At 71.5% G+C, this 15856-nt stretch carries 16 protein-coding genes; 8 read left to right on the forward strand and 8 right to left on the reverse strand.

Going from position 1 to position 15856, the window contains the following annotated elements:
* Positions 1-17: 17 nt before the first annotated feature.
* Both OG386_RS13945 and OG386_RS13950 read right to left on the reverse strand, forming a co-directional pair.
* Positions 18-1430, reverse strand: coding sequence for a sensor histidine kinase (locus OG386_RS13945; protein ID WP_328788448.1), 1413 nt, complete (start codon positions 1428-1430; stop codon positions 18-20).
* A 12-nt stretch (positions 1431-1442) separates the two neighbouring features.
* Positions 1443-2153: a response regulator transcription factor gene (locus OG386_RS13950; RefSeq protein WP_328788449.1), complete on the reverse strand. Its 711-nt coding sequence runs from the start codon at positions 2151-2153 to the stop codon at positions 1443-1445.
* Between the two features lie 299 nt (positions 2154-2452).
* Between OG386_RS13950 and OG386_RS13955 the strand changes: the two genes are divergently transcribed.
* From OG386_RS13955 to OG386_RS13970, 4 genes are all read left to right on the forward strand, one after another.
* Positions 2453-3238 carry an amino acid ABC transporter ATP-binding protein gene (locus tag OG386_RS13955; protein WP_323185359.1) on the forward strand — a complete coding sequence of 262 codons (786 nt, stop codon included), beginning with the start codon at positions 2453-2455 and terminating at the stop codon, positions 3236-3238.
* Positions 3239-3355: 117 nt separating this feature from the next.
* Positions 3356-4207, forward strand: coding sequence for a glutamate ABC transporter substrate-binding protein (locus OG386_RS13960; RefSeq protein ID WP_202199416.1), 852 nt, complete (start codon positions 3356-3358; stop codon positions 4205-4207).
* Positions 4208-4290: 83 nt separating this feature from the next.
* Complete coding sequence (locus tag OG386_RS13965; protein WP_328788450.1) at positions 4291-4965, forward strand: amino acid ABC transporter permease; 675 nt, start codon at positions 4291-4293, stop codon at positions 4963-4965.
* On the forward strand, positions 4962-5852 hold the full coding sequence (locus tag OG386_RS13970; protein ID WP_328788451.1) for an amino acid ABC transporter permease: 891 nt from the start codon (positions 4962-4964) through the stop codon (positions 5850-5852). Before OG386_RS13965 ends, OG386_RS13970 begins: the two co-directional genes overlap by 4 nt.
* Before the next feature lie 170 nt (positions 5853-6022).
* Here the strand turns inward: OG386_RS13970 and OG386_RS13975 are convergent, their stop codons facing one another.
* A complete protein-coding gene (locus tag OG386_RS13975) occupies positions 6023-6346 on the reverse strand; it encodes a hypothetical protein (protein ID WP_328788452.1) in 324 nt (107 codons plus the stop codon).
* A gap of 560 nt (positions 6347-6906) precedes the next feature.
* Between OG386_RS13975 and OG386_RS13980 the strand changes: the two genes are divergently transcribed.
* The 4 genes from OG386_RS13980 (at position 6907) to OG386_RS13990 (ending at position 9640) form a co-directional block, all read left to right on the forward strand.
* Positions 6907-8508, forward strand: a complete 1602-nt coding sequence (locus OG386_RS13980; protein ID WP_328788453.1) for an FAD-dependent oxidoreductase — start codon at positions 6907-6909, stop codon at positions 8506-8508.
* 32 nt (positions 8509-8540) lie between these two features.
* Positions 8541-8627 (forward strand): putative leader peptide, encoded by an 87-nt coding sequence (locus OG386_RS46935; RefSeq protein ID WP_311318651.1) that lies wholly within the window; start codon positions 8541-8543, stop codon positions 8625-8627.
* Between the two features lie 78 nt (positions 8628-8705).
* Positions 8706-9254 carry a cysteine dioxygenase gene (locus OG386_RS13985; protein ID WP_327382939.1) on the forward strand — a complete coding sequence of 183 codons (549 nt, stop codon included), beginning with the start codon at positions 8706-8708 and terminating at the stop codon, positions 9252-9254.
* A complete protein-coding gene (locus tag OG386_RS13990; RefSeq protein WP_405788906.1) occupies positions 9251-9640 on the forward strand; it encodes a rhodanese-like domain-containing protein in 390 nt (129 codons plus the stop codon). The genes OG386_RS13985 and OG386_RS13990 overlap by 4 nt, the downstream gene beginning before the upstream one ends.
* An 85-nt stretch (positions 9641-9725) precedes the next feature.
* On the opposite strand, the gene OG386_RS13995 is transcribed toward OG386_RS13990, so the two are convergent.
* The 5 genes from OG386_RS13995 to OG386_RS14015 form a co-directional block, all read right to left on the reverse strand.
* A complete protein-coding gene (locus tag OG386_RS13995) occupies positions 9726-12287 on the reverse strand; it encodes an FtsX-like permease family protein (protein ID WP_328788454.1) in 2562 nt (853 codons plus the stop codon).
* Between the two features lie 90 nt (positions 12288-12377).
* Positions 12378-12944, reverse strand: a complete 567-nt coding sequence (recX, locus tag OG386_RS14000; RefSeq protein WP_328788455.1) for a recombination regulator RecX — start codon at positions 12942-12944, stop codon at positions 12378-12380.
* 3 nt (positions 12945-12947) lie between these two features.
* A complete protein-coding gene (gene recA, locus OG386_RS14005) occupies positions 12948-14054 on the reverse strand; it encodes a recombinase RecA (RefSeq protein WP_328788456.1) in 1107 nt (368 codons plus the stop codon).
* Between the two features lie 185 nt (positions 14055-14239).
* Positions 14240-14380, reverse strand: a complete 141-nt coding sequence (locus OG386_RS14010) for a hypothetical protein (RefSeq protein WP_328788457.1) — start codon at positions 14378-14380, stop codon at positions 14240-14242.
* Positions 14370-15836 (reverse strand): SMI1/KNR4 family protein, encoded by a 1467-nt coding sequence (locus OG386_RS14015; RefSeq protein WP_328788458.1) that lies wholly within the window; start codon positions 15834-15836, stop codon positions 14370-14372. Before OG386_RS14015 ends, OG386_RS14010 begins: the two co-directional genes overlap by 11 nt.
* Positions 15837-15856 lie beyond the last annotated feature (20 nt).

Below are 15856 nucleotides of genomic sequence, written 5' to 3' on the forward strand. Positions count from 1 at the left end.
CCGGACGGGGCCGGGGCTCAGGCGCCCCGGGGGTCGGTGCGCGGGACGGCCACCGTCACCCGCAGCCCGTGCGGCGGGTTCTTCTCGTAGGAGAGGGACCCGCCGCCCGCGGCGAGCAGGGCGCGGGAGATCGACAGGCCGAGCCCGGAGCCCTTGACGTTCTGGTGGCGGCCGCTGCGCCAGAACCGGTCGCCGACGCGGAGCAGCTCGTCCTCGGTGAGTCCGGGGCCGCGGTCTGCGACGACCACGCGGACGGAGCGCCCCTCGGGGGAGACCGAAACCTCGACCTCCTCGCCCGCGGGCGTGAATTTGAGGGCGTTGTCGATGACCGCGTCGAGCGCACTGGACAGGGCGATGGGGTCGGCCCAGCCGGTGATGGCGCTCCGGCCCGACTCGGTGAGCCGTACGCCCTTCTCCTCGGCGTAGGGGCGCCATGCGGCGACCCGCTCGGCCGCCAGGGCCCCGATGTCGGTGAGGCTGATCTCGGCGGAGGCGTGCTCGGCCAACGCCAGGTCCAGCAGGTCGTCCAGGACCTGGGTCAGGCGCTTGCCCTCGGTGCGCACGGAGGCGATCTCCTCGTTCCCCTCGGGCAGTTCGAGGGCGAGCAGCTCGATCCGCAGGAGCAGTGCCGCGAGCGGATTGCGGAGCTGGTGGGAGGCGTCGGCGACGAACGCCCGCTGCTGTTCCAGGACCTCTTCGACGTTGTCGGCCATCTCGTTGAACGAGTGGGCCAGGCGCTGGAGTTCCGGGGGGCCGCCGGCCGCCGCGACGCGCGAGTTCATTCGTCCGGTGGCGATGCCGTGGGCGGCCGCGTCCAGGGTCTTGACGGGCTTGAGCACCCAGCTGGTGAGCTTGAGGGCGGCGCCGAAGGCGACCAGCATGGCCGCGGCGAGCCCGCCCGCGATCAGCAGCCAGCCCTTCAGGATGCGGGCGCGCATCTGGTCGGTCGGTGATTCGGTGGCGACGACCGCGACCACGTCGCCGTCGAGGACGACCGGGGAGATGACGAGCAGTTTGCCGTCGGTCTGCCAGGGCCACACCTGCGGGGGATCGTGGCTGCGCCGGCCGGCCAACGCCGACTCGAGGGCCTGGCGCCCCTCACGGGATTCCGGGAGCTGCCACCAGCCCGGGGACCGGGCCAGGGCGTTGTCGTTACGGTAGAAGATGCCGGCGCGGATCCCGTACAGGGTCTGGTAGCGGGCGAGTTCCTGCCCGAGGGTCTCGCGGCGCTCGGCGGCGCCCATGGATCCGGAACCCTCGGCGTCGATGAAGAACTGTGCGAGCGCGGCGAAGCGGGCACTGTCGTCGATCCGGTCGACCACCACCCGCTGTTGCTGCCCGGCGGCCAGGCTCACGGCGAGCGGGAAGCCGAGGGCGAGCAGCGTGCCCGCCATCAGGATGACGAGCAGCGGGAGCAGACGGGCACGCACGGCAGAGGGCCCCTAGGGAGCGGCCGGGGCGACGAGCCGGTAGCCCACCCCTCGGACGGTCTCGATCAGGGCGGGCATGCGCAGTTTGGAACGCAGCGAGGCGACGTGGACCTCCAGGGTGCGCCCGGTCCCCTCCCAGCTGGTGCGCCACACCTCGCTGATGATCTGCTCGCGGCGGAAGACGACGCCGGGCCGCTGCGCGAGCAGGGCCAGCAGGTCGAACTCCTTGCGGGTGAGGGGCACGTCGGCGCCGTCCACGCTGACCCGGCGGTTGGGCAGCTCGATGCTGACGGGACCGAGGCGGACCGTGGCGGGCGTACCGGTGCCGGTGGTCTCTTCGGAGGCACCGGTGCGCCGGGCGACGGCGTGGATGCGGGCCAGGAGCTCGCCGGTGTCGTACGGCTTGACCACGTAGTCGTCGGCGCCCATGTTCAGGCCGTGGATGCGGGAGCGTACGTCGGCCCGCGCGGTCACCATGATCACGGGGGTGGCGGTGCGCTTGCGGATCTTGCCGCACACCTCGTAGCCGTCCTGGTCGGGCAGACCGAGGTCGAGCAGGATCACGCCGAAGGGTTGGGGGCAGGTCGGCGCGCCGGCGGGCAGGAGTGCCTGCAGCGCCTCTTCACCGTTGCGGGCGTGGGTGACCTGGAAGCCGTGGCGGGCGAGGATCGCGGACAGGGCTGCCGCGACGTGATCGTCGTCCTCGACGAGCAGCAGTCTCATGTCGTCCCCCTCTCCTCTTGTCTCACTCGGGCTTCACCACGCATGGTCACACGCGGGGCCGCACGTAGGGCCACCATGCATCCACGCCCATGCGGAGTCCCACGTCAAGGGGGTGCCGCCCCGGCGCGCCTTCCGTTATGCACCCGGTACGCGGACATGATCGACCACACCGGTGCCGCGCACGGAGCGTATCCGGGAGAGGCCGGATCGTTATCCTCAATTCTCCCTCAGATGTGATGACGTTGTGCGCGTCACGTCACTACTGTCCTCCCAACCGAGGAGGACGGAGCAAGAAGCCGATGAGCGGAGTATCAGTGACCAAGGACGTGCAGGACGCGGCCGGTGCCGCAGACGACCTGGTCGTACTGAGCAACGTCAACAAGCACTTCGGCGCGCTGCACGTGCTTCAGGACATCGATCTGAGCATTGCCCGCGGTGAGGTAGTCGTGGTGATCGGTCCCTCGGGATCGGGCAAGTCCACGCTGTGCCGGACCATCAACCGGCTGGAGACCATCGACTCGGGCACCATCACGCTCGACGGCAAGGACCTGCCCTCCGAGGGCAAGGAACTGGCCCGGCTGCGCGCCGACGTCGGCATGGTCTTCCAGTCGTTCAACCTCTTCGCGCACAAGACGGTGCTGCAGAACGTCATGCTGGGCCAGCTCAAGGTCCGCAAGACCGACAAGGCCGCGGCTCACGCGAAGGCGCTGTCCCTGCTGGAGCGGGTGGGCGTCGGCTCTCAGGCCGACAAGTACCCGGCACAGCTCTCCGGTGGCCAGCAGCAGCGCGTGGCGATCGCCCGGGCGCTCGCCATGGAGCCGAAGGTGATGCTCTTCGACGAGCCGACCTCGGCCCTGGACCCGGAAATGATCAATGAGGTGCTGGAGGTCATGCAGCAGCTCGCCCGTGAGGGCATGACGATGGTGGTCGTCACGCACGAGATGGGCTTCGCGCGCTCCGCCGCCAACCGGGTCGTCTTCATGGCCGACGGAAAGATCGTCGAAGAAGCGACTCCCGAGCAGTTCTTCAGCAACCCGCGCAGTGATCGGGCGAAGGACTTCCTGTCGAAGATCCTGCACCACTGAGGTTTCCGTCTGGTAGTCATCCGTATGCGGATCGTCGCCGGATCGTTCCTGTCTGCCGTGCGTGCGCCGCAAGCGTCGCTCGTCGTTCAACCACGTCTCATCCGAGGGAAGTTCACCATGAAGATCTCCAAGGCCGCTGCGGCCGCGGCCGTCGCCGTCGCCCTGTCCCTGACCGCGACCGCCTGTGGCGGCAGCAAGCAGGACGCCGCCAGTGACGGCGGTGCCTCCGGTGGCGCCAAGGACAAGATCGTCGTCGGCATCAAGTACGACCAGCCCGGTCTGGGCCTGAAGACCCCGGACGGCAAGTTCACGGGCTTCGACGTCGACGTCGCGACCTACGTCGCCAAGGAGCTCGGCTACGAGCCGAACCAGATCGAGTTCAAGCAGGCCCCCAGCGCCGAGCGCGAGAACCTGATCTCGAACGGTGACGTGAAGTTCGTCGTCGCGACGTACTCGATCAACGACAAGCGCAAGGAGAAGGTCGACTTCGCCGGCCCGTACTTCCTCGCGCACCAGGACCTGCTGGTCCGCGCCGACGACACGAGCATCACCAAGGCCGAGGACCTGAACAAGAAGAAGCTCTGCTCGGTCACCGGCTCCACGTCGGCGCAGAACGTCAAGACCAAGCTGGCCCCCGAGGCCGACCTGCTGGAGCAGGGCGGCTACTCCGAGTGCCTGACCGGCCTGGAGAACAAGGCCGTCGACGCCCTCACCACGGACAACTCGATCCTGGCCGGCTACGCGGCGCAGGAGAAGAACAAGGGCAAGTTCAAGCTGGTCGGGCTGAGCCTGAGCAACGAGAACTACGGCATCGGTCTGAAGAAGGGCGACAAGGAGCTCCAGACCAAGATCAACGCCGCCCTCAAGAAGATGGTCGAGGACGGCAGCTGGCAGAAGGCCGTGGACAAGAACCTCGGCCCGGCCAACTACAAGAACGAGCCTGCCCCGCAGATCACCGAAGGCAGCTGATTCATCGGTGAGGAGCGTCGCCGCCCGCCTGCCGCGGGCGGCGGCGCACCTCACCGGCCATCCTGGGGAGAGCGCAGGGCATCGTGTTCGATTTTCTTGATTCCGGGCAGTACGACGTGCTCGGAGCCTTCTGGGTGACGGTTCAGCTCACCCTCTACTCGGCGGCCGGATCCCTGATCTGGGGCACCGCCCTCGCCGGGATGCGGGTCAGCCCGGTCCCGCTGCTGCGGGGCTTCGGCACCGCTTACGTCAACCTGGTGCGCAACACCCCGCTGACGTTGCTGATCATCGGCTGCTCGCTGGGACTCAACCAGACCCTCGGCATCGCCCTGGGCGGCAGCACGTTCAAGGAGATCGGCTTCCGGCTCGCGGTCCTCGGGTTCATCGCCTACACCGGGACCTTCGTCTGCGAGGCCCTGCGCTCCGGCATCAACACCGTGCCCCTCGGCCAGGCCGAGGCGGCCCGCGCGCTGGGACTGAGCTTCTTCCAGGTGCTCACCCTGATCGTGCTCCCCCAGGCCTTCCGGGCGGTCGTCGCACCGCTCGCCAACGTACTGATCGCGCTCACCAAGAACACCACGGTGGCGGCGGCCATCGGCGTGGCCGAGGCGGCCCTGCTGATGAAGGAAATGCTCGAGAACGAGCCGCAGGCGCTCTTCGCGGTCTTCGCGATCTTCGCCCTCGGTTTCGTCCTTCTGACCCTGCCCACCGGTCTTCTGCTGGGCTGGGTCGCCAAGCGAGTGGCGGTGAAGCGATGAGCTCCGTGCTGTACGACACCCCCGGCCCCAAGGCCAAGGTGCGCAACTGGATCTACAGCGGGATCTTCGTCGTGCTGTTCGGGCTCGTCCTGTGGTGGGCGCTGTCCCTCATGGGCGAGAAGGGCCAGCTCGACGCCGACAAGTGGACGCCGTTCGTCACCGACAGCCGGGTCTGGACGACGTATCTGCTCCCGGGCCTGCTGGAGACCCTCAAGGCGGGCGCGCTCGCCATGGTGATCGCCCTCCCGCTGGGCGCGCTGCTGGGCATCGGCCGACTGTCGGACCACGCGTGGGTGCGGGGGCCGGTCGGAACGTGGGTCGAGTTCTTCCGTGCCATCCCGGTGCTGATGCTGATGCTGTTCGGCAACGCCCTGATGGCGCCGCGGTTCCTGGACGTCCCGTCCGACACCCGGCCTTTCTGGGCCGTGGTCATGGGCCTGGTCCTCTACAACTCGGCCGTCATCGCCGAGATCGTCCGGGCGGGTGTGCTCTCCCTGCCCCACGGCCAGAGCGACGCCGCCAAGGCGATCGGCATGCGCAAGGGCCAGACGATGGTGTACGTGCTGATCCCGCAGGCCGTGACGGCGATGCTGCCGGCCCTGGTCAGCCAGCTCGTGGTGATCCTCAAGGACACCGCGATCGGCGGCGCCCTGCTGGGCTTCGCCGAACTGCTCTCCATGAACCGGCAGATCTCGGCCAACTACAGCAACGCCATCGCGACCCTCGTCGTGATCGCGCTGATCTACATCGCCGTGAACTTCGCCCTCACCAGCTTCGCCTCCGTGCTGGAGGGCCGACTGCGGAAGTCGAAGAAGAGCACCGGCGCGGTGGTGGGCGTCAACGACGTCAACGACATGGCCACCGGGGCGAACTCGGGCGGGATCTGACGGCCCTCCCGGTCCAGGGACCCTCGGGTTCTGATCTCAGGTCATTCATATTGTGAAGTCTGTGTGGTGCGGCGGAATTCATCCGCCGCACCACACTGCGTTGTACCGATCGATGCGGCATCCGGCGTCGACGGCGGCCGCGCCGGAGGAGCGTCGAGCGACCTAGTCCATCAATAGGACCTCGTGATGATGCCGCCGCTCTTCACCGAAGTGAACGGCGGGCAGGCGATGAAGGAGGGATCACGCTTGTCCTTCCATTCCAGCGAATGAACACTGACGTCGCCACCGCCGTCGTCCCGCTCGCAGATGACCGCCGCCTTGTAGTGTCCACCATTGCTGTGACTACAGGTGGCTAACCAGCCCGCGCCGGTTGCGGACCTCTCGTTGGCGCACCCGGTCGGCCAGCCCGTAGGGGTCGCGCTCGCCACGCCGCTTTGAAGTCCGATGAGCGCCATCGCCGCACCGGCGAGCAGTGCCGTGTACCGCTTCTTCATTTCCACCCGTCCTTTTCTCGGTCGATCCGGAAATTCCCGGCGCCACAACAGTTCCACCCCCACCGGAACCCGGCAAGCAGAAGGGCAACCTTCTGAGGGTTACTTGAGAATCACCCCCATGGCCGCCTAAAGAAAATGAGCAGAACACCGGGCAACTCGCGCCATCAAGAAAATCGAGGGTATTACTTCCGGAAAAACTGACTGAATTGCGGTGGGGTGAATTCCGGCCGCACCGTGTCGGAAATCGGCCGAACGGCTCGAGCGGATCCGACCCCCGAATCGCCGACCGTCATGCGCCCCGACCGCCCTGCGGCCCGCCCTCGATTCGGCTCCTTTCGAGCGGCGACGCCCGCGATGCGGACACGGCCACGACCACCAGGAACAGCCGGGCCGCACCGCGGTTCGGCGTTCCGCGAGGGTGTCGGCCCCGACGGAAGTGACGACCCTTTCGGAATTTCTGATTCCATTTACCACTGCGCCGACCAGGGTCACTTGACGCGGGCACCTACAGTGGGTTGCATACGTTCTGTGATCACATACCGGACATCGGGAGCCGCGCCATGGACCCGGTGATCGTCGTCGGCGCAGGACCCGTCGGGCTGTCCCTGTCGCTCGCCCTGGCGGGTGCGGGCGTGCCCTCCGTCGTGCTCGACGAAGGGCCCGGCAAGGAAGAGGTCCGCCCGGCCCGCACCGTCGTCCTGCACGCCGAAACGGCGGCCATGGCGCACCGGCTGGGCTGTACGACGCTGCGCGACGAGGGGGCTCACTTCGCCGCCTGGCGCACGATGCGCCGGCGCCAGACCGACCGGCGGATCACCTTCGAGGACCACCCGGCCCCGCTGCACGTGCCGCAGCACGCGCTGACGCGCGGACTGCGCGACGCCGCCGCGGCCCACCCGCTCGTCCAACTGGTCACCGACAGCAAGCTGGACTCCCTGGAACAGGACGGCCGGGGCGTCACCGCGCACACCCGGGGCGCCGAAACCACCTGGTGGCGCGGGAGTTACCTGGTCGGCTGCGACGGCGCCCGCTCGACCGTGCGCAAGCTGCTCGGCATCCGTTTCCCGGGCCGCACCGCCGTGGAACGGCACGCCGTGGCCGCGCTGCGCACCGAACTGCCCTGGCCCGGCGAGGCCTTGCTGCACCGCAACCCGCCGCACGAGGTCACCTCGCGGCCACTGCCCGACGGGGTGTGGCGGCTGGACTGGCTGCTCCCGCCCCGCGGGGAACTCGTGACTCCCGACGTACTGGTGACCTTGATCCGCGACACCCTCGCGGTGTGGTGCGGCGGCACGACACCCCCGTACGACCTCATCGACACCGGGGTCCACACCCTGCACCACCGCCTCGCCCGACGCTGGCGCGACGGCCGCGCCTTCCTCGCCGGAGACGCCGCGCACCTGCTGGGCGCGCTCGGCACCCAGGGGGTCGAGGAGGGACTCCGGGACGCCGAGAACCTGGCGTGGAAGCTCTCCCTGGCCTGGCACCAGGGGGCTTCCGAGGCCCTGCTCGACAGCTACGAGGGCGAGCGGCGCACCGCGGTCGCCTCGCGGCTGCGCGCCGCCGACCAGGCGATGCCGTCGCTGCGGGCCGGGGGCGGCCTGCGCACCTACCTCCCCGGCGCCGCGCGTTCCGCCGAATCCCTGCTCACCGACGGCCACCTGGGGCGCGGGCCGCTGGGCGCCGAGCCCACGTACGCACCGCCGGTCGCCGTGCGCGAGGTCCCGACGGCCACGGAGCCGGGCGGCCCGGTGGCGAACGTTGCGGTGACCGCCCCCGACGGGGCGACCGTGCCGCTGCGGGACCTGCTCGGGCAGGGTCGGCTGCTGGTGGTCCTGGTGGCTCCCGGCACCGGGGTCTGGGACCGCCGGCACTGGCTCGGCGCCGGACTGATGCCCCGACTCGCCGCGGCGGTGAGCGCCCTCCCGGCCCGCACCGACCTGCTGGTCGCGGACAGCTATCCGGGGGCTCCGGCGCACACCGTGCTGCTGGTGCGGCCGGACGGGCACCTGGCGGCGACCTTCGCCGGGGTCCGCCCGGCGGAGCTGTACGAGGCGGCGGACACCCTCCGGGCGGGCGCGCCCGCGTCGCGGGTGCCGGCGCCCGCCACCACGACGCCGACGCCCGCTCCGGCGCCCACGCCGACCGTGGTGATCGATTGACCGTCTCCGGGACTCCGTGGTTCACTCGCGGAATGACCGGCAACGACGTACGCCTGTGGCGGAGGGTCCATATGGACCTGCTCCGCTACGCGGGCTGCGTGTGTCGCCCTTCCTGCTGATTCGCCCTTCCCTCCGCGCGCCCCGTGCCGTCCACCGGCCTGCGCGCACCTCCGCGAACCCAGGAACGGTCCCCTTTCATGTCTGCTCCCGCATCCGCACCCTCGTACGCCCCGGAGTCCTCGCCGGCAGCCGGCGGCCCCACGGCCGCCGAACTCCTCGATTTCGCCCTCCGCACGGCGGCCGACCCCGAGATCGTGGCCTCGCTGCCGCTCGATCCCGAGGGCCGCACCTGGATCCGGCTGGACGGGCCGGCCGGCAGCGAGGCGTGGCTGATCGGCTGGCCGCCGGGCACCGGCACCGGCTGGCACGACCACGCCGAATCGCGGGGCGCGTTCGCCACCGCCCGGGGCCGGCTCACCGAGCACTCGCTGACCGTGCGCCTGCCCGCGGAGGGCTGGAAGTCCCTGGAACTGGCGCCGGACGTCGACCGCCGCCGCACCCTGGCCGCAGGGTCGGGGCGCGCCTTCCGTGAACACCACGTGCACGAGGTCCTCAACGAGTCGCAGGCCGAGCACGCGGTTTCCGTGCACGCCTACTACCCGCCGCTCCCGCTGATCCGCCGCTACAGCCGCAGCGGCCCGGTGCTCAGCCTGGAGCACGTCGAGCGTCCGGCGGACTGGCAGTGAGCGCCCCGATCGGCATCGACGAGCTGCTGGAGCGGGTCCGCGCGGGCTACACCCGCGTGGACGCGCGAGAGGCGTACGCCGTCTCCCGCGCCGGGGCCCTCCTGGTGGACATCCGCTACCAGGCCCTGCGCGAGCGGGACGGGCTGATCCCGGGCGCGCTGGTCATCGAGCGCAACGAGCTGGAGTGGCGCCTGGACCCACGGGGCAGCCACCGCCTCCCCGAGGCCACGAGCCACGACCTCCAGGTGGTGGTGATCTGCAACGAGGGCTACGCGTCCAGCCTCGCCGCGGCCTCGCTCCACACCCTGGGCCTCCACCGCGCGACCGACCTGACCGGCGGCTTCCAGGCCTGGAAGTCCGCCGGCCTCCCGGTCGCACCCGCCTGAATCCAGCCTCGCCGGGGGGCGCCTCCCAGCGGTCGCTGGGGGAGTTTCAGGCGCGGGGATCCGGGGGCGGCGCCCCCGGCCCCCGCTAGCCCTTGGCCGTGGCCACTTCCACCGGAGGTACCCGCAACGCGACCCGGCCCGGGAGGGCGGTGGCCACCAGGGCCAGCAACCCGGCCACCCCCACCACCGCCGCGTAGGCCACCGGCAGCACCGCGGGCGTCGCCACCCCCGTCATGCCCACGCTGAACGCGGTCAGTACGGCCAGCGCGATCCCCGAACCCAGCGCCGTCCCGATCACGAGCACCGCCAACGCCTCCGTCCGCAGCATCCGCAGCACCTGCCGGCGCTTCGCCCCGGCCAGCCGAAGCATCGCGAACTCCCGGAACCTCTCGGCGGTCGACATCGCGAGCGTGTTCACCACCGCGATCGCCGTGAAGGCCAGCACCAGCCCCATCGCCAGCAGGTTGATCTCCGCCCCGGCTTCCTGCCGCTGCGCCCGTGCCGCGTCGGCGTCCTGCGCGGACAGCACCCGTACGTCCGGGAACGCCCTTACGGCAGCGGCCAGTTGCTCGCGTCCGGTCACCGAACCCGGTTCCATCGCCACCAGCACGCTGGCGGCCAGCGGATTGTCCGCGTGCGCGGCCACCAGCCCGTGCGGCAGCGTCAGATCGCCGAAGCCGAGGCCCCGCGCGTACACGGCCGAGACCGTCAGCGTGACCGGGGTTCCGTCCCCCAACGTCAGCTTCAGCGGGCTCCCCGGCTTCAGCCCCAGCTGGTCGGCGGCGAGTTCGCTCACCGCCGCGTTCCCCTCGCCGAAGCCGTCCAGGCTGCCGCCGGTGACCTCCGGGTCCCAGGTCCGGGTCAGCCCGGCCGGGGTCACGCCCTGCGCGGCGTACTTCGTCAGCCCCACCCGTACGGACGTGTGCACGATCTCGGTGGCCGCCGCGACCCCCGGGGTACGCCGGACCCGCTCGGCGGCCTCCCGCGTCACTCCGGGCCCCTGCGCGGCCAGTGCCCACGGGGCCCGGATCCCGTCACGGGCCTGGGCCCGGGCTGCGTCCCCGAGCGTCGGGGTGATGAAGAGCACGGTGCAGGTCATGCCGATCAGCAGCGCCAGCGGGGTGACGGCGGAGGCCATGCGCGTGGCGTTGCCGCGCAGGTTGGCGGTGGCCAGGTGGCCGCCCGGGCCGGCCAGCCGCAGCGGTCCGGCGAGCAGCGCGGTGGCGCCCCGTACGAGCAGCGGGCCGAGCAGCGAAACCGCCCCGGCCAGTACCACCACGGCGAGGAAGGTGACCGGGGTGGAGGCCGGCTCGGTGCGCAGCGAGCCGAGTACGACGACCAGCACCGCCCCGCCCGCCAGCAGCAGCACGCCGAGCCCGCTGCGGATCCAGCCGGGCCGCCCCCGTTCGACGGCTGCTTCGGCGAGCGCCTCGGCCGGGCGGATCCGGGCGATCCGGCGGCCGGTGATCCGGGCGGCGGCCCAAGCTCCGAGCAGACTGGCGGCGACGGCCGCGAACATCGGGAAGATGCCGGCGGTGGGCTCGAGGGTGGCGGGGACGACCCCGCTGTCGACGAACCGGCCGTGCAGCCATGCGGCGAGCGGCAGCCCGGCGAGCGCTCCGGCGACGCCGGCGGCCAGGCCGACGAGCAGCGCTTCCCGGCCGATCATGCGCCGCAGCTGCCCCGGGGTGGCGGCGATGGCCCGCAGCAGGGCGAGTTCGCGGTAGCGCTGCTGGACGGAGAGCGCGAAGGTGCCGACGACCACGAGGATCGCGACGAGCAGCGAGGTACCGCCCATCGCGCCGCCCATGGAGGCCAGCTTGATGCGGGCGCCGGCGGCGTCGAGGAATTCGACGGGGCCGCGATCGTCGCCCGTGGCGACCTGCGCCGTGGTGCCTCGTAGCACCCGCTCGACGCGGGCGGCGAGCTCGGTGGCGCCGACACCCGGCGCGGGCAGCACTCCGATGGCGCTGACCTGGCCGTCGCGGGCGGCGAGGCGCCGGGCCTCGTCGTCGCTGAAGAAGAGCGCGTGCTGCTGCGCGAGGTCGCCCCGGGCGTCCCGGTCCGTCTTCGCGATCCCGCTGACCCGGTACGTCCTGGGTTCGCCGGTGGACTGCACGGCGAGCTCGGAGCCGGGCTCCAGCCCGGCGCGGGCGGCCAGTGCACGGTCGACGACGACCTCGCCGCCGCCCTGCGGGGCGCGGCCCTCGCTGAGGGTGAAGGGGGTCAGTGCGGCGGAGGTCCAGGCGTGCCCGTACGAGGGCACCGGTGCGCCGGGGCCCTCGAGCAGGGGAACGGCCTGGAAGGTGAGCTCGGGGACGGCCCGTTCGACGCCGGGTACGGCGCGGACCGTGTCCACGGTGGCGGCGGGGAGCCAGGCCCGTTCGGCGACGGGCTTGGCCTTGTGCTTGGTCTTGGTCCGTCCGCCCTTCTTCTCCTTGACCGTGGTCTCGTGGACGTTCTGGTCGGCGGAGACGAGGATCGGCGTGGCCGCGTAGCGCTCGGTGCCGATCTTTCCGCGGAGGCCCGTTTCCAGGAGTGTCCCGCAGGCCGTGACGAGGGCGGCCGCGCACAGCAGTGCGACGAAGGCGCCGAGGAAACCGGCCTTGCGGTCCCTGATGGTCTGGAGGGCGTAGCGCAGCATCATGCGGCCAACTCTGCCGCCGAGCCCGGCGCTTGACATTGGCGTGCCCCGGCCTCTGGTCCCGGGGGCTACCCCCACCCCGGGCCCACCGGCTCACTCCCCCGGGTACCCCAGGTCGTCGGCGTCGTCGCCCTCAGCCTCCAGCGCACGGCGCACCACCCGCAGTGCCATGCCCTCCGGGTATCCCTTGCGGGCGAGCATCCCGGCGAGGCGCCGGATCCGCTTGTCCCGCTCCAGACCCCGGGTGGAGCGGAGCTTGCGCTCCACGAGCTCCCGAGCGGTCTGCTCTTCCTGATCGGAGTCCAGCAGCTCCAGGGCCTCCTCCACGAGGGTGGTGTGCACCCCCTTGGTCCGGAGCTCCTGGGCCAGCGCCCGGCGGGCCAGACCCCGGCCGCGGTGCCGGGACTCGACCCAGGCTCCGGCGAAGGCCGCGTCGTCGATCAGGCCCACCTCCTCGTACCGGGAGAGGACCTGCTGCGACACCTCCTCGGGGATGCCCCGCTTGTGCAGGGCGTCCGCGAGCTGGCGCCGGGTACGCGGGCTCCCGGTGAGCAGGCGCAGACAGATCGCCCGCGCCTGCTCCTCGGGGCTCTGGGGCGGCAGCTCCGAACGGCCCTCACGGCCGCCCCGGCGCTCGCCGCCCCCTTCCTGCTCCCGCACGGGTCAGCTCTTGGCCACGGCGGCCTTGGCCGTCGTCTTGGCCTTCGTTGCCGGGGCGGGCACGGCGGTGGCCGCGGTGTCGGCCGCGTCCGTACCGGCTTCGGCGGCGTCCTTGCGGACACCCACGCCCAGCTTCTCCTTGATCTTCCGCTCGATCTCGTTGGCGAGGTCGGGGTTGTCCTTCAGGAAGTTGCGGGCGTTCTCCTTGCCCTGGCCGAGCTGGTCGCCCTCGTACGTGTACCAGGCGCCGGCCTTGCGCACGAAGCCGTGCTCCACGCCCATGTCGATCAGGCCGCCCTCGCGGCTGATGCCCTGGCCGTAGAGGATGTCGAACTCGGCCTGCTTGAACGGGGGCGCGACCTTGTTCTTGACGACCTTGACGCGAGTGCGGTTACCGACCGCGTCCGTGCCGTCCTTGAGGGTCTCGATGCGGCGGATGTCGAGGCGCACGGAGGCGTAGAACTTCAGCGCGCGACCACCGGTGGTGGTCTCGGGCGAGCCGAACATCACACCGATCTTCTCGCGGAGCTGGTTGATGAAGATCGCGGTGGTCTTGGACTGGTTGAGCGCACCGGTGATCTTCCGGAGCGCCTGGCTCATCAGTCGGGCCTGGAGACCCACGTGCGAGTCGCCCATCTCGCCCTCGATCTCCGCGCGCGGCACGAGCGCGGCCACGGAGTCGATGACGATCAGGTCGAGGGCACCGGAGCGGACCAGCATGTCCACGATCTCCAGTGCCTGCTCGCCGGTGTCCGGCTGCGACAGGATGAGGTTGTCGGTGTCGACGCCGAGGGCCTTCGCGTACTCGGGGTCGAGCGCGTGCTCGGCGTCCACGAAGGCGACGGTGCCGCCGGCCTTCTGTGCGTTGGCCACGGCGTGCAGGGTCAGGGTCGTCTTACCGGAGGACTCCGGGCCGTACACCTCGATCACACGGCCGCGGGGCAGCCCGCCGACGCCGAGGGCGATGTCCAGCGCGGTCGACCCGGTGGGGATGACCTCGATGGGGTCGTTCGGCTTGTCGCCGAGGCGCATGACCGCACCCTTGCCGAATTGCCGTTCAATCTGTGCGAGAGCGGCGTCGAGAGCCTTCTCGCGGTCGGTGCCTGCCATGGGTTCCACCCGGTTTGCTTGAGTCGATCGCTTCACGTCACTGACGCTAATGCCTGCCACTGACAATGCGCCTCCACGAGCACTTCGGCTGTGGATAACCCATCAGAATGGATGTTCGATTTTCCTGTCAAGCGCGCCACGCCCGCCCCGCCCCACCCTGCGGTGACGGGACCAGGAGCGCCCCGTCAGCGTCCACGCCTGCGCCGCACCCGGCCGACGCCGAGGACGATTGCGGCCACCACGGACAGGAACAGAGCGCCGAGGACCACCGTCACCCCGGCCGCAACGGCGAAGATCACCCACCACGAACCGTCATCAGAATCCACAGCGCCTCCCGGACCGCGCGTGAGGAGTCGGCGGCGACACGCGTCGGTCGATGCGATCACGGGCCCCGGACATCGCGGGAGACCGGGTGCCCAGCAGCTGGGCGGGACCGAGGTCCCCGTGGAGGACGGTCCGGGTGATCGGGGGCCGGTCCCGGAGGGCGAGGATCTCGTTGGCGAGTTCCACGACGGGGAGCGGGTCCTGGTCGCGGTGCACCTCGATGGCGGCCGCCGCGAGGCCCCGCGGCACGGCTCCGGCGTCGAGCAGGACGCGCCAGTCCTGCGGGCCCAGTTCCAGGAACTCCAGTGCGGTCAGTCGGGCGATCTCCAGCGGGTCGGCGAGCGTGCCCGGGGAGGCGGCGAGGGTCCGCAGCCGGGGCAGTCCCATGACGGGGACCAAGCTCAGCGGTGCGCCCTGCCATCCGCCGGTGGTCAGGACCTCCAGGTGGGGGTCGACGGCGGCACGGGGGTTCGTCAGGCTCGCGAGGTCGGTCCGGGCCCCGGGCGGCGGCCCGTCCCACCGGCGGTCGCGGCGCCCTTCCCGACGTCCGTTCACCACCAGGTCGGTGAGGGAGTCGGCGAGCAGTTCGGCGCCGATGACCTGCTCGTGGTCGAGCAGCACGATCTGTCCGAGGGCGCCCCTCGGACCCGGCGTCAGATCGACCGCGATCGGGTCGCCTCCGCCGCCGACCGCGAAGACGATCCAGCCGGGGGAACCGACCAGGCCCTGCACGGCGGCGCCGGGCGGTGTGACGACGACCTGCGTCGCCGCGGACCGCCAGGCACACGGACGGGTGCGGGCGTGGGCGACGTACATCCGCTCCAGGGGGAGGAGTTCGCAGCCGACCGCCCGATCGAGGCGTTCGGCGGCCTCGTCGTCGCCGCCACGGCCCCTGCGCCCCGCCGCTGCCACCCGGTGGAGCACCTTGAGCTCGCCGGGCAGCGTGACGCCGAGCCGTTTCTCCGCGGCGGCGATCTCCTCCTCCGTAGCCCCCCGGGCGCCGGGCACCCGCGCGCGGAGCGTGCGTTCCAGCGACGCCGGATCCGCCGACGGGGACGGCGGCGCCCCGGGCGTCGGATCGGGGCGGCGGCGCCAGGGTTCGGGGAGCGCGCCCTCGACCAGGAGGAGCGCCCCCGGGTGCGGGGTGGCGAAGCCGGGCTCCACGGCGGGTCCGGGATCGAGCAGGTGGAGCGCGGTCGCCCCGGTCGGCGAGATCTCCGCCTTGAAGGAGACGCAGCCGACCTCCGCCTCCGCGAGCGCGCGCAGCACCCGCTCCACCGCGTCGAGCTCGGCCCGGTCCGCCCGTCCGCGCCGCGGACGTCGAGGAACCCGTACCCAGCCGTGCCGGCCGATCCGTCCCGCCAGGTGGCCGTGCGGGGCCACGGGCGTCCGCGCGCCGTCGGCGCGCAGGATCCGCAACAGCGGCTCCCAGGTCACGAAGTCGTGCATCGCGGGCAAGAACGGCCTCCGGTCGGGTG

The sequence above is a fragment of the Streptomyces sp. NBC_00273 genome (assembly GCF_036178145.1).
GTDB lineage: Bacteria > Actinomycetota > Actinomycetes > Streptomycetales > Streptomycetaceae > Streptomyces.